Below are 13,731 nucleotides of genomic sequence, written 5' to 3'. Positions count from 1 at the left end.
GGCTGCATTCCCACGCTGGAGCGTGGGAACGATAGGGGGGATGTGAATAATTACCAAAAAATAGTTAATTTTATGAAGGTATGGTTTGTGGCTAGCGAGGATTTCGGCAGCACGGGGGACCTCGATAGACGCATCCCATATCTTTTTATTCTTAGACGGTTTTTCAATTAAAAAGGGAGGTACACCCTTCTTAGATCAAAATTCGGCACCGGGGTGCCCGTCAAAGGACGCCGTAAATACATCCATGTAGACTCTATGCCGGCATCCATTCTGGCATAGAGCCTTTACCGCACATCCCGGCGCCTCCTTAGGTACTGCCGAAATTTGAAGTGCGAAAGGTATAATTCAATAATTTCATGTTCGTCATGGTTGAGCTGTCGAGTCTAAAATAAAACCTTTCTTTCCGTCACTTACTACTGTGGTCCGCTTTGAACTCTAAATCGCTTAGTTTTCGTTTATTGGTTTCCGCCGGCGTCGTTTTGGCCTCGTTTTTTATATTGGTTGCCATCGTCTTGGAGCAAGGCTATCGAGAAAGCGCCGAGCAAACGCTCCGGGAAAACTTAAAAATTCAAGTTTACTCGTTGTTGTCGGCAGCTGAGCTGACTCGAGCCGGACGAATCAAAATGCCCAAAGAGTTACGAGAGCCGCGCTTCTCGAATCCAGGGTCCGGCCTTTATGCTTGGATACAGCCGGTCGATGCGGATGTGGTGTGGTTTTCCCCTTCGGCAATTGGTTTGAACGCCTCTTCAGCGCCGGACATGGATTCTGGTCAATTTGTATTCTTGCTCGACGAACAAGGTCGTTATGTGTTGCATTACAGAGTGATTTGGGAAAATCACCGAGGCAAGGAGCAAAAATATATTTTCAGCGTAGCCGAGGAAAGTATGTTTGTCGCTAAGCAAGTCGATCGATTTAAAACTGCATTAGGTTCTTGGTTGTTGGCGATGGGCTTGATTTTAATTTTGATTCAATTTTTAGTGCTGCGCTGGGGCTTGAGTCCGCTTCGTTTGATCGTGAGAGATCTGGAGTCGATCGAGCGAGGAGAAAAGTCTCTTCTTGACGGGAGTTATTCGACTGAATTGCGAGGATTGGCTGGAAATCTTAATGCGTTGATCAGCAGCGAGCGAGCGCATTTAGAACGTTATCGCAATACGTTGGCCGATTTGGCCCATAGCTTAAAGACCCCGCTAGCTATTTTAAGGGGGAGTATTGATTCGCCGGTGTTGGATAAAAAGACCGTACACGATCAGATTTCTCGGATGGACGAAATCGTTGAATATCAACTGCAACGGGCAGCGGCTAAGGGAGAAAAGAAAATTACCGGTACAATGGATGCCGCTCTGGGAGTTGATAAAATTATAGCGTCAATGAAAAAAGTACATGCCGATAAGCCAATTGTGTTTGAGATCAAAAAGCCTGATAAATTTAAGATTTATTGCGAACAAGGGGATTTTTATGAGGTCGCCGGTAATTTAATCGACAATGCTTGCAAATGGTGCGATAAAAAAGTCAGGGTCAGTATTTTGAATAAAAATCAAATCAAGCAAGACGGCTTTTCGTTTTTATTGCAAATCGAGGACGACGGACCGGGAATTCCTGCCGACCATCTGAGTGATATTCTTAAACGAGGTGTCCGGGCCGACCAAAACACCGATGGGCACGGGATAGGCATGGCGGTGGTCAATGAAATTATCGATTTGTTGGGAGGGCAATTGTTGGGCGATAAAAGCCAAATTTTGGGTGGCATGCGTTGGAGGGTTTATTTGCCGTAAAATTTATATGTGGTTTTCAGTTAATAATTTATACTGTTAGCTAAACTTCTTTAAACAATTTCTATGTTTTTTGGCCAAATTAAAGCTTCTCCGGGGGTATGTCTATGAACGAACCTAAATTATCATTTCCTAATGAATTAACTGAAAATGGCAATGAACCGGAATGGATTGGCGGGGGTTACTCGAGACTTAAAAAAGAGCCGCAAATGAATTGGGATAAAAATCCGGTCGATATTACGGAATTTCTAAAAAAAGAACCGGCCGCATCGGCGGTTGAAGTCAAGTCGGTCGATTGGAAAGAATATGCCGTTCCCGATATGAATGAAAAAGAAAAATTGCTGAATGATTTATTGCTGGAAAAAGATAAAACCATTGCGGCTAAAGATGAAATTATCGATTTACAAAGGAAATTGATCGAGCAATTGTTGAAAGATCGCTAAATTGGCACCATTAACCTTTTTGGCGATAATGCTTTTTCGATAATTGAATCCGCGATGTATATCAAATTCGACGCCGGGGTGTCCGTCAAAGGACGCCGTGAATACGTCCCTGTAGGCTCTATGCCAGCTCCATGCTGATCCCTCACCTAGTGTTAGGTGAGGGATCGAACACCCCGGCGCCTCCTCTGGCATTGCCGAAATTTGAAGTGCGAAAGGTATACATTGGATTTAGTTTAGCAAAGTAACGTTCATGAAGGCCTAGCTATCGCCCGGGCAAATGAAAGTTCTCTGGTTGAGAGGGTGCGGTCGCTCGCCCGCCCGACAGGACGCCGTGAATACGTCCATGTAGGCTCGACGGCGGCTGTCCTTGCCGCCGACGCCTGTCGATCGAGCAACCGCACCCTCTTCGGTTCGCATACGTTCACAGTAAAATAAATTCAAAATTACGGTTGAATTAAACGAATTATTCAAGGATAATGCCCCTCTCAGCCAAGCAGGCTGTTAAGTAATTATGGTAACCATGTCGGTCCTCCCGCAACGATACGCTGTAAACCCCGCCAGGCCCGGAAGGGAGCAACGGTAGCAGCAGATTCGTGTGCCGGGATGTGGCTGGCAAGGTTACCGCCCAATCTTAAAGTAACCTTCTCCCCGAGTCTGTAATGACTTACCAGGTTCTCGCCAGAAAATGGCGGCCTCATAATTTCTCCGAAATTGTTGGTCAAGAACATGTTGTCAAATCGCTGATCAATGCATTGCAACATGATCGTTTGCATCATGCTTATTTATTCACTGGTACCCGCGGCGTGGGTAAAACCACGATAGCCCGTATTCTTGCCAAAGCCATCAACTGCGAAAATCTTCAAGGTCATAATCCTTGCGGCAAATGTAATGTCTGCGTTCAACTCGACCAGGGCCGCTTTCTGGATTTAATCGAAGTCGATGCCGCTTCCCGCACCAAAGTCGAAGACACGCGGGATTTGCTTGAAAATGCGCAATATGCCCCGAATAGTGGTCGTTACAAAGTCTATCTGATCGATGAAGTCCATATGCTGTCGGGACATAGCTTTAACGCCTTATTGAAGACGCTTGAAGAGCCCCCGCCGCACGTCAAGTTTTTGCTGGCGACTACCGATCCGCATAAAATTCCGGTAACCGTGCTATCTCGTTGCCTGCAGTTCAATCTAAAAAGAATGCTGCCGGAGCAAGTCTTCAAGCAAATGGAATTCATTCTTCAACAAGAGGGCATCGAGTTTGAGCCGGCGGCGCTTAGATTGCTGGCGCGCGCGGCCGACGGGAGTATGCGCGATGGCTTGAGCTTGCTCGATCAAGCGATTGTTTATGGCAACGGTAAAGTTGGCCTCGACGATGTGTGTTTAATGCTAGGAACCATTGCACAACATCCCGTCAATGATTTGCTGACCGCCTTAGCGGCAGCTAATGCACCGGAAATGCTTAAAGTGATTGGCCAAATGGCCGATTTGACACCCGACTTCGGCGATGTATTGCAACAAATCTTGCAAGCATTGCACAGGATTGCGCTCTATCAAGCGGTGCCTGCCTCGATCGAACACGAGTTCGATGGAGAGATGATTGTCGAGTTGGCTAAACTGTTCAGTCCCGAGGATATTCAGCTTTATTATCAAATTGCATTGATCGGCCGGCGCGATTTAGATTTAGCTCCCGATCCTAAAAGCGGTTTTGAAATGGTCATGCTGAGGATGCTTGCCTTCAAGCCTTCCACGTTACAGACGCCAACTTCATCGTCCCCGCAACCGGTAAACAGCGAACCGGCAAAAAACACTACAAATAAATCCGTTGCATCGCTCAAGGGTGCCGAACACGCTATAAAACCCGCGGACGCTTTTGAGCCCGGTCCGTCCGGATCTGATACAAGCCAATGGGCCGACATGATAGCCGCGATGAGAATCGGCGGCATGACCCGCGAATTGGCGAATAATTGTGTGCTGCAAAGTATTGATGATAAAGTCTGCACATTGCTGCTCGACCCGGGGCATAAGCAATTAAGCGGCGCTCGAACGGTAGAGAAATTACAAAAATCGCTGCAAGATTTTTGCGGCAAACCGATAAAGCTCAACATTGTTACCGAGAAAGCCGAAGTCGATACGCCCGCAGTGCAATTGCAAAAAGACCGAGAAGATTTGCAGCGCTCGGCGGTAGAGTCTATCGAAAACGACGAGACGGTACATGCGCTTAAAGAACGATTCGACGCCAGAATTTTGCCCGGAACGATAGAACCGGTTGCTCAACAAGACAGGAGAAACACATGAAAAATGCCTTAGGCTCATTAATGCAACAAGCCCAAAAAGTGCAGGAAGAATTAAAAAAAGCCCAGGAAGAACTTGCGTTGATGCAAGTACAAGGCGAATCCGGCGGCGGTCTGGTAACGGTCGTGATGACCGGTAAAAGGGAAGTAAGAAAAATCAACATTGATGACTCGTTGGTCGGCGACGATAAGGATATGCTGGAAGATTTAGTGGCGGCAGCGGTTAATGATGCGGTCCACAAAGTCGCTAAAATGAAGGAAGAAAAAATGTCCTCATTCACTTCCGGCTTCCCGATGCCTCCCGGTTTTCAAATGCCGTTCTGATATGATCAGACAGGGGTTGCTCGGGCAACTGATTACAGATTTATGCGCCTTGCCCGGCGTCGGCCCTAAATCGGCGCAGCGAATGGCGTTTTATTTGTTGCAGCGAGACAGGGATGGCGCTATGCGCTTGGCCGAAACATTATTATCGGCCAGCAAAAAAATTGCTTATTGCAAACAATGTAGAACCTTGACCGAGGATACGCTATGCCGGCTTTGCGCCGATAAGTCGAGAGATGCATCGATGGTTTGCGTCGTCGAAAGTCCGGCCGATGTTTGGGCGGTCGAGCAAGCAGCAACCTTTAAGGGCGTTTATTTTGTGTTGCATGGGCACTTGTCACCGCTCGATGGCATCGGTCCCGAAGAAATCGGTTTGAATTTGCTGGAGAATAGATTGGCGGCAGGTGATGTCGGCGAAATTATTTTAGCGACCAATTCGACCGTTGAAGGCGAAGCGACCGCACATCTGATTGCCGAGATGGCCAAGAAATATCAAGTCAAAGCCACGCGTATTGCACATGGCGTGCCGATGGGCGGCGAATTGGAGTATATCGACAGCGGCACGTTATCGCACGCGTTTAACGGACGCCGTCAAGTTTGAGGAGCTTACGATGACAGATTGTTTGTTTTGCAAAATGGTGAGCGGCGAGATCAAGCCGGATACGGTTTATGAAGACGATAAAGTCTTGGCGTTCAGGGATATTCATCCACAAGCGCCGGTTCATATCTTGATCATTCCGAAAATTCATATTTCCACGCTGAACGATCTCGACGATGCCGGCTTGGCCGGTCATCTATTACTGACCGCAGCGAAGTTGGCGGCTCAGGAAGGCTTGTCCGAGGACGGTTACCGGACCGTCATTAACTGCAACGAGCATGGTGGCCAAGCGGTGTATCATCTGCATCTACATTTGCTCGGCGGACGTTCGATGCGCTGGCCGCCGGGGTGATGGGTTTGCAATAAACGTTTCGCATAATGCCAAGTTGTCAGTATTCGAGCGGGAAGAAAAAACTTGCCAGGTTAGGATCAATAATGAAATCATCAGGTCCTCGTCTAGTTAATTAAAACAGGAGGGGATATGAATATTTTTGATGACAATTCATTATCGATAGGCCGTACGCCATTAGTGAAACTAAACCGTATCGCCGGCAACAAGGCTACGGTATTGGCTAAGATCGAAGGCCGGAATCCGGCTTATTCGGTCAAGTGCAGAATCGGCGCGGCGATGATTTGGGATGCCGAACAACGAGGCATCTTGAAACCCGGTATCGAAATCGTCGAACCGACCAGCGGAAATACCGGTATTGCCTTGGCTTATGTCGCTGCAGCGCGTGGTTATTCATTGACGTTGACGATGCCCGATACGATGAGTATCGAACGTCGTAAAGTCTTGGCCGCGTTTGGCGCGCAACTGATGTTGACGCCGGGTGCCGAAGGCATGAAGGGCGCGATTCAGCGTGCCGAGGAAATCGTGCAAAGCGATCCGGCGCGTTATTTTATGCCGCAACAATTTAAAAATCCGGCCAATCCCGCGATTCATGAAAAAACCACCGGTCCTGAAATTTGGGACGATACCGACGGCAGTGTCGATGTTTTGGTTAGCGGTGTCGGTACCGGTGGAACGATCAGCGGTGTGTCGCGCTATTTGAAGCACACCCAAGGCAAAAATATCTTGTCCGTCGCGGTCGAGCCGAAGGAAAGTCCGGTGATTTCGCAAAAATTAGCGGGTCAGGAATTGCAACCGGGTCCGCATAAAATTCAAGGCATCGGCGCCGGATTCATCCCGGATACGCTCGATTTGTCAGTCGTCGACCGGGTCGAACAAGTCGAAAGTATGGAGGCGGTCGAGATGGCCAGGCGATTAGCGCTCGAGGAAGGCATTCTTTGCGGAATATCTTGCGGCGCGGCCATGGTTGCGGCGATTCGGTTAGCCGAACAAGACGAATTTGCGGGTAAAACTATCGTCGTGATTCTGCCCGATTCCGGCGAACGCTATTTGAGTTCGGTGTTGTTCGAGTCCCTCCACTAACTCACGCTTAAATCCAGTCTATCGATGCCCCCCGGTATTTTTATCGATATTCATAGGCATGGCAAAGGTGAGGGCAGGGTCATTGTCAATTTCGATACCTCGGAATGGACCGGTAAAGAACATTGGGACGGTTATTATTCATTAGGAATTCATCCGTGGTTTATCGGGCGGCAGGATTGTAGGGCTGCCCTGCAAACTCTAGAGTCCGCGTTAGCCGATGCGAATCTATTGGCACTCGGCGAATGCGGTCTTGATAGATTGGTTGGCGCGCCTTTTTCCGAGCAAGAATCGATCTTCATCGCGCAGCTAGAACTCGCCGAGCAATGCGGGAAACCGGTCGTGATTCATTGCGTGCGCGCCTTCAACGAATTACTCCGTATCAAATCGAAACGAAAATCCTCGGTGCCTTGGATCGTGCATGGCTTCAATAATAAGCCTTCAATCGCCGCGTGGCTGGTTGATCGGGGGTGTTATCTGTCATTTGGCAAGGCTTTATTGCATCCTAACAGCAATGCCGCTAAGGTATTGCCCGCCGTGCCCGGAGACCGCACTTTTCTGGAAACCGACGATTCCGGTCTGGGCATCGATAGCATATACCGGGCCGCGGCGGCTATTTTGCAAATCGATTTGCCCGAACTTCAACAACACCTCGAAAACAATTTTAACCGAGTTTTTTTACATGACTGATTTGAGCTGGCTATCCCGTACCGAGTTATTGATCGGGCCGGCCAAACTGGAGAGTTTGCAGAAGTCCCATGTTTTAGTGGTCGGCATGGGCGGAGTCGGCTCGTTCGCGGCCGAATTCATATGCCGCGCCGGTGTCGGTGAAATGACCATCGTGGACGGCGACGTGGTCGAGGCGAGTAACCGTAATCGTCAACTGCCGGCGTTGGCGACGACGCATGGACAATCGAAAGCAGATATCATGGGCGAGCGCCTGCTTGCGATCAATCCCGACTTGAAACTGCATGTCAGGCACGAGTTCATCACGCCCGATACCGCGCCCGAGATATTGAACACGCCATACGACTATGTAGTCGATGCGATCGATAGTTTGACGCCGAAAATTACGTTGATACAGGCGGCTAAGCGACGCAAAATGAAGATCGTCAGTTCGATGGGGGCGGGGGGTAAGCTTGATCCGACACAAATCAAAGTGGTCGATATTTCCAAGACCTATCATTGTCCGTTCGCACAGTTCATTCGGATTCGTTTGCGAAAAATGGGTATCCGGAGCGGCGTTAAAACGGTGTTTTCGCCCGAGGCCGTGATCAAGGAATCGTTGATGATGACCGAAGGTAGTCGGTATAAAAAATCCGCCTACGGAACGATCTCGTATTTACCGGCGGCTTTTGGCGGGGTCTGCGCATCGGTCGTGATACGCGCTTTAATGCAGAAACAAGTACTCGATTCGAAAAAGCCTTAATCCTAGAAAAAGAATTCATTATGAAGAATAAGAAGTTAATACAATAACTTGTCATTCGTTTGTGTACAATTTTCACACACCCGAAAGGTTAGCTGCAATGTTTAGGTAATCTCTTGAAGCTCTATATAAAATTCATGTTTTTCAGGGTTAAAATGCCGGATTTTGATCTGCGATAAGATAATGGGGCAGTCCATCCAAGCAGGCAAATAGCCAGCCCAACAAGTCCGTGTAGCTTGCCATCGATAAGAGTAGAATCAAGGAGTAAAAACGGTTGGCGATCGTATGGCGTTTCATGGATTCGCTAAATTAACAAGATGATCATCAATTGTGCTGCCATGATTCTGAGAATCATAACTAAGGGATAAACGGTTGCATAGGCGATCGAGACAGCAGGAGAAGGGCTAAGTCCGTTAGCAAAAGCCAAGGCCGGCGGATCGGTCATGCTGCCGGCCAACAAGCCGCATAGTGATAGATAATTTAGCTTAAAAAATAGTCGTGCAATGAAACCGACGAGCAGCAACGGCAATAGCGTAATCAATGCCGCGCAAGCCATCCAATAGAAACCGTCGCCATGAATGAGCGTGTCGATGAATCGGTCGCCGGAATGTAGACCCACTGCGGCGAGAAATAAAACGATTCCCATATCCTTGAGAATAATGTTCGAGCTTTTCGGTAGATGCCAGGTCATCGTGCCCCAATTGCCGATGCGGCTCAATATAATCGCGATAATCAACGGTCCGCCGGCCAGGCCTAATTTGACCGCCGAAGGCATGCCGGGAATCCAGATCGGCCAGCTGCCGAGTAATATACCAAGGCCGATGCCGATGAAGATCGGCACGATTTGCGGATGATTCAAGGTTTCGAGCGAATTGCCCAGCATTTCTTCGAGACCTGCCAGGCCTTCTTTGCTGCCGACAGCCAGCAACTCGTCGCCGAAATGGACATGCATCGCGCCGGTCGGCGTAAATTCGACGTCGGGTCGATGTATTCTCGATATCGTAACGCCGAATAAAGCGCGAAGATGCGCGATTGATTGTCCGACGGCCTTTTTATTAGTTACGACGAAACGGCCGGTGTAAAGGTTGCTGCTTATATCATGAATATTAACGTTAGCCTCAGGGCCGATTAGCATTTTTAGTTTTGCCAATTGTTTTGGGCTTCCAACTACGCGAATTGAGTCGCCGGTATGCAGTCGGCTGTCAATTGAGGCAACATGGACTTGGCCGTCATGAAGTATTCGAGTTACCACGACGCCCATTGCTTCGAAAAATGAAATCTCGCCAATCGCGATATGATTAAGATTCGAATTTTCGACAGTTAGATCCTTCCAGACCGGTGCTTGAGCATTGGCCCGCTGAATACGAGAGAACACATCGGCTTCGTGATGAATCATCACGTTGAAAACCCGCTTAATCAGAAGCATGGACAAAATGATTCCGATAATTCCGAACGGATAGGCGACCGCATAGCCCATGCCGGGGAGTTTTAAGGTTTCTGCATCGATCGTCGGTAAACCGCCTAACACTTCTTGAGCCGCTGCAAGCGACGGTGTATTGGTCGTCGCGCCCGAAAATAGACCGACTATCGCGGCAATCGGAATATTATCGATTAACCCGATCGACACGGCCGTTAGGGCGCCAAGCAACACGATCGTCGCGGCTAAGATGTTTAACAAAATGCCGTGATGATAAAAGGCATGAATAAAGCCGGGACCGACTTGAAGTCCGATTGCATAAACGAACAGAATGAGTCCGAATTCCCTCAAAAAATGCAGGATTTCGGAGGAAATAGTGATCTCGAAATGGCCGAAAGCCAATCCGGTAAACAATACGCCTGCAATTCCTAGGTTAAAGTTAAATAGTTTAAGACGGCCTAGAGCTAGCCCCGACGCGGAAACTAGGCTGATGACGATTAGGCTGTGCGGGACTGATTCTTCGCTGAAAAGCTCGATAAACCAATTCATAGAAAACGAATGACTCCTTAAATGCTCGACTAAAAAAATTGGTTAAAGGCGTGGAGTGTGACAGACAAGGAGCCTATCTGATAAATTTTTATAGTTATTAAGGATATGGCCGCATATTACCAAGAGATCCTGGAATTTAGTAGTTAGAAGCTTGGCGTTAGTTTGAGTGTTACCGGCATTCTCGCAAAATAGAGCTTATGTTGGCTTGTTATTGGGCGACAGCCGGTTAAAATGGAGGTCGACAATAAAGTTTGCCGAAGTCAGTCCTGTTTTACTCTTCATCTTCGTAAATTTCATCGTCTCGATAGGCCTGCTCGATTTTGTTTCGGATAGACGGAAACAAAAAATATTTTTCATAATAGAGCCCTAAAATAATAACGGGTATCACGATGAATACCGAACGTCCGACTTCGCCTTCTACCGCAATCGTCAGCCCCGCTGTTAGGAAAAGAAAAAAACCGATTAAGTAGAAGCGAATGCCGAGTAGCGTTCCGGTTAGGAGCATGGTATGAGCAAGAATGATGTGAATAATCAAGCCGGTTGCTTCGGTTTCGATAATGCTGGCATGCCAAAGTAGCATAATTAACATTACCGCCATGAAAGCACTCAGCCAAAAAATCGATTCGTATTTTAGAAAATGCGGCGTATCTTTTCCGCTTTGCAGTGCCGCTGCTTTTTCACTAATAACTGAGCTAATAAAAAAAATCGGCGTCATCGTCAACCAGTAAAAAAGCACTGCTCGTTCGGAGAGGTATCCGATCAGGTCGCCGATAAAACACAATCCGATTAGGCCTAGAAAAATAATTTCATGGAGGTAGATATTCCGGATAATGCCGTCAATGTTCCAAGTTTTTTTTTGTCGGCTCATGAGTGAGTTCCTAACGATTAGATTAGTCGCTAATATACGGCAAAAATAGGCTTTTTAAAAAATATTGTCTGTGATAACGGTAAATGCCCAACGTATTCTGACTATTATCGTCGAGGAACCGAACCGCCGAAAAGCTTACGACTTGTAGAAGTTCTTTTGTGCATATTTCTTAATGTCTATTTTAATGTAAGTTTTTGATATATCATTATAACTTAACGTGGGTAAGTAGATTATTCATATTTAAAACACCTGGACGCCGCGTAACGCATTGCCGTCCCTTGCGGAATGACGCGTTTTTTCTTATACGCAGCCTAATCTCTGACTTCCTTGTAAGCGTCGAACAAAATGGCATTGTCATAAAATCCGCAAACATGACCTCGCGAAGTATATGTAAAAAGCCGATTGGGCGTTAAAATGATCGGCCGATTCGAAGTCGTTTGTGAAAAACTGCTTGTCGGTATTACCCGTTCTTTTCTATTCGAGGCTTCTGAATGAATCTTGAAGTATTTTTAGCGTTGTTTAGCTTGATGCTAATTTCGTTGGTTGTATTCATGGTGGCGCAAAAAGCCCGCATTCCTTATACCGTGCTGTTAGTGATTGTCGGTTCGTTATTGGTGCCCTTGTCGCGGGTCGAAGCCTTCGCGTTTATCAACAGTTTTGAGTTGACTCCCGAGTTGTTGTTTTTCGTATTTTTACCGATTTTGATTTTCGAATCGGCTTATAACATTAAAATCGGCGACATGATTAACAATATTCGGGCGATCAGTTTACTGGCGATACCGGGTATGTTGGCATCGACCTTTTTTATCGGTATTGCCGGTTTTTATGTGTTCAGATGGGTTGGTTTTGAAGTGCCGATTATCGTGACCTTATTGTTCGGTGCGATCATTTCTTCGACCGACCCGGTTGCGGTATTGTCTTTATTCAAAGATTACGGCGCGCCGAAAAGACTCACGTTGATTTTCGAAGGCGAAAGCTTGTTTAACGACGGTACCGCGTTCGCTATTTTTTTGGTGTTTCTCGAAATTTTACTGCACGGTTTTGCCGGATCGAGCTCGATCGCGAACGGTTTGTTGAATTTTATCATCATGCTGTTCGGCGGAATTATGTTCGGCTTGTTGATGGGTTTTATATTCGCGAAACTGATCGAATGGGTTAAAGGTTATGAGCATTTAGAAATTACGCTGACGTTGTTGGTTGCGCATTTTACATTTATTTTGACTGAGGTGATCTCCGAGCATATTGTGCTCTTCGGTCAGCAGCTTCGCTTTTCATCGATTATCGCGACCTTGGTCGCGTCGATGGTGATCGGTAATTTCGGCCGGTTCAAAATGTCGCACGGCGTCGAAGAATACATGGAAAAGTTTTGGAGTTATTTCGGTTTCGTGACGAATTCGCTGGTTTTCATCTTAATGGGTTTGTTGTTCGTCAAACAATCGATTGATTTGCATGTTGCGATTCTGCCTATACTACTGGCGATTGTTGTCGTGATGCTGGGGCGTGCGTTGTCGATTTATCCGTTGCTGGGCTTGTTGAATCTGACTCGGAAGGAAGAGCCGATTCCCGTTTCTTGGATGCATTTGTTGTCCTGGGGTAGTTTGAGAGGGTCTTTAGCGGTCATCATGGTCTTATTGATTCCTGACGATGCGACCTTGCCGGGATGGACTTATGACTTTTCGGTCAAGGATTTCGTTACCGCAATCACTATCGGTTGTATTTATTTTACCTTGTTGGTCAAAGCGACCACGATCGGTAAAGTGATGCACGCGCTCGGTATCGACGCTTTAACGGATTATGAAGAAGTCAGTTATTACAAAGGTAAGGCATTGATATATGATGAAGTCTTGAGCTCCCTGGAACGTTTGTTTCAACATAGAAAAATCAGCGAGGTACAATACAGGGAGATGCGCGATAGTTATCAGCGGTTACATGACAAGGCTTTGAGCGAATATAAAGGCAAGTTTCCGAATGCCGCGGAATTGACTGAGAAGTTACTGCGTATTTTTGTGCTGGGCATGGAAAAGAGCGAACTGAAAGAAATCTATCAACGCGGCGACATTAATGAGAAAGTCTATAAAAAAATTCTCAATTTGCTGGATATTCAAATGGCCCGTATCGAAAATGGACATTCTCAATTAAATAAGTTGGACGAAAAGTTTCCGGTGGACGGAATAGAGCGTCTGATCAATGGCGTGCGAAGATTGTTATTTTTGTCGTCGCAGAATTTGCAGCCCCAAGAGCTTTATATTTATTACCGAACTCAATATCAAATGCTCGAAATGGTGGTGGGAAGGTTGGAAGGCTTGCAAGATAGCAGTCTAGGCGAGATTTTCGACGACGCCGATGCATTGTGTCGAACTATCGATCTATACAAAGCGTTGGCTGCGAATACCAAGCAAAACCTCGATAAGATGATTGAGTCGAATTACGAATTGTTAACGGATTTCAATTCGGTTAGCGGGAAAAAAACGCTCGATGCTCAGCAAATGGCAACGCTGGCTAAATTGAGTAAAAACGAGATAATTAGCGCGAAGCTTTATATTATGCTATTTAATGAATTACGCGATGGGCGGAAATAGGTGAAAGGTGAAAGGTGAAAGGTGAAAGGTGAAAGGTGAAAGGTGAAA

Annotated in this window: 12 protein-coding genes and 1 other RNA gene; 11 read left to right on the top strand and 2 right to left on the bottom strand. The window is 46.9% G+C overall.

What is annotated here, in order from left to right:
• Positions 1-428 precede the first annotated feature (428 nt).
• From ACRJJO_RS20930 to ACRJJO_RS20885, 10 genes are all read left to right on the top strand, one after another.
• Positions 429-1,772: an ATP-binding protein gene (locus ACRJJO_RS20930; RefSeq protein ID WP_431067510.1), complete on the top strand. Its 1,344-nt coding sequence runs from the start codon at positions 429-431 to the stop codon at positions 1,770-1,772.
• A 104-nt stretch (positions 1,773-1,876) separates the two neighbouring features.
• Positions 1,877-2,212 (top strand): hypothetical protein, encoded by a 336-nt coding sequence (locus ACRJJO_RS20925; protein ID WP_431067509.1) that lies wholly within the window; start codon positions 1,877-1,879, stop codon positions 2,210-2,212.
• Positions 2,213-2,733: 521 nt separating this feature from the next.
• An RNA gene (gene ffs / locus ACRJJO_RS20920) (signal recognition particle sRNA small type) lies at positions 2,734-2,830 on the top strand.
• A 41-nt stretch (positions 2,831-2,871) separates the two neighbouring features.
• Positions 2,872-4,500, top strand: a complete 1,629-nt coding sequence (gene dnaX / locus ACRJJO_RS20915) for a DNA polymerase III subunit gamma/tau (RefSeq protein ID WP_431067508.1) — start codon at positions 2,872-2,874, stop codon at positions 4,498-4,500.
• A complete protein-coding gene (locus ACRJJO_RS20910; RefSeq protein WP_431067507.1) occupies positions 4,497-4,820 on the top strand; it encodes a YbaB/EbfC family nucleoid-associated protein in 324 nt (107 codons plus the stop codon). The genes dnaX and ACRJJO_RS20910 overlap by 4 nt, the downstream gene beginning before the upstream one ends.
• Before the next feature lies 1 nt (position 4,821).
• Positions 4,822-5,418, top strand: coding sequence for a recombination mediator RecR (recR, locus tag ACRJJO_RS20905; protein WP_404360553.1), 597 nt, complete (start codon positions 4,822-4,824; stop codon positions 5,416-5,418).
• A 10-nt stretch (positions 5,419-5,428) separates the two neighbouring features.
• Positions 5,429-5,767, top strand: a complete 339-nt coding sequence (locus ACRJJO_RS20900; RefSeq protein WP_431067506.1) for a histidine triad nucleotide-binding protein — start codon at positions 5,429-5,431, stop codon at positions 5,765-5,767.
• 129 nt (positions 5,768-5,896) lie between these two features.
• Entirely contained in the window at positions 5,897-6,847 is a 951-nt protein-coding gene (cysK, locus tag ACRJJO_RS20895) for a cysteine synthase A (protein ID WP_431067505.1), read from the top strand.
• A 24-nt stretch (positions 6,848-6,871) separates the two neighbouring features.
• Positions 6,872-7,534 carry a TatD family hydrolase gene (locus tag ACRJJO_RS20890; protein ID WP_431067504.1) on the top strand — a complete coding sequence of 221 codons (663 nt, stop codon included), beginning with the start codon at positions 6,872-6,874 and terminating at the stop codon, positions 7,532-7,534.
• The gene (locus tag ACRJJO_RS20885) at positions 7,527-8,273 is read left to right on the top strand and encodes a tRNA threonylcarbamoyladenosine dehydratase (protein WP_431067503.1); all 747 of its coding nucleotides are present in this window, start codon (positions 7,527-7,529) and stop codon (positions 8,271-8,273) included. Before ACRJJO_RS20890 ends, ACRJJO_RS20885 begins: the two co-directional genes overlap by 8 nt.
• Positions 8,274-8,574: 301 nt before the next feature.
• Here the strand turns inward: ACRJJO_RS20885 and ACRJJO_RS20880 are convergent, their stop codons facing one another.
• Both ACRJJO_RS20880 and ACRJJO_RS20875 read right to left on the bottom strand, forming a co-directional pair.
• A complete protein-coding gene (locus ACRJJO_RS20880; protein ID WP_431067502.1) occupies positions 8,575-10,236 on the bottom strand; it encodes a putative transporter in 1,662 nt (553 codons plus the stop codon).
• 271 nt (positions 10,237-10,507) lie between these two features.
• On the bottom strand, positions 10,508-11,104 hold the full coding sequence (locus tag ACRJJO_RS20875) for a hypothetical protein (protein WP_431067501.1): 597 nt from the start codon (positions 11,102-11,104) through the stop codon (positions 10,508-10,510).
• 491 nt (positions 11,105-11,595) lie between these two features.
• On the opposite strand from ACRJJO_RS20875, the gene ACRJJO_RS20870 reads away from it, so the two are divergent.
• Complete coding sequence (locus ACRJJO_RS20870) at positions 11,596-13,683, top strand: cation:proton antiporter (protein ID WP_431067500.1); 2,088 nt, start codon at positions 11,596-11,598, stop codon at positions 13,681-13,683.
• Positions 13,684-13,731 lie beyond the last annotated feature (48 nt).

Source organism: Methylotuvimicrobium sp. (genome assembly GCF_050611805.1).
In the GTDB taxonomy this organism is placed as follows: Bacteria; Pseudomonadota; Gammaproteobacteria; order Methylococcales; family Methylomonadaceae; genus Methylotuvimicrobium.
Note: the sequence above shows the minus strand (reverse complement) of the source record. Positions and strands in the feature narration are given on the sequence as shown.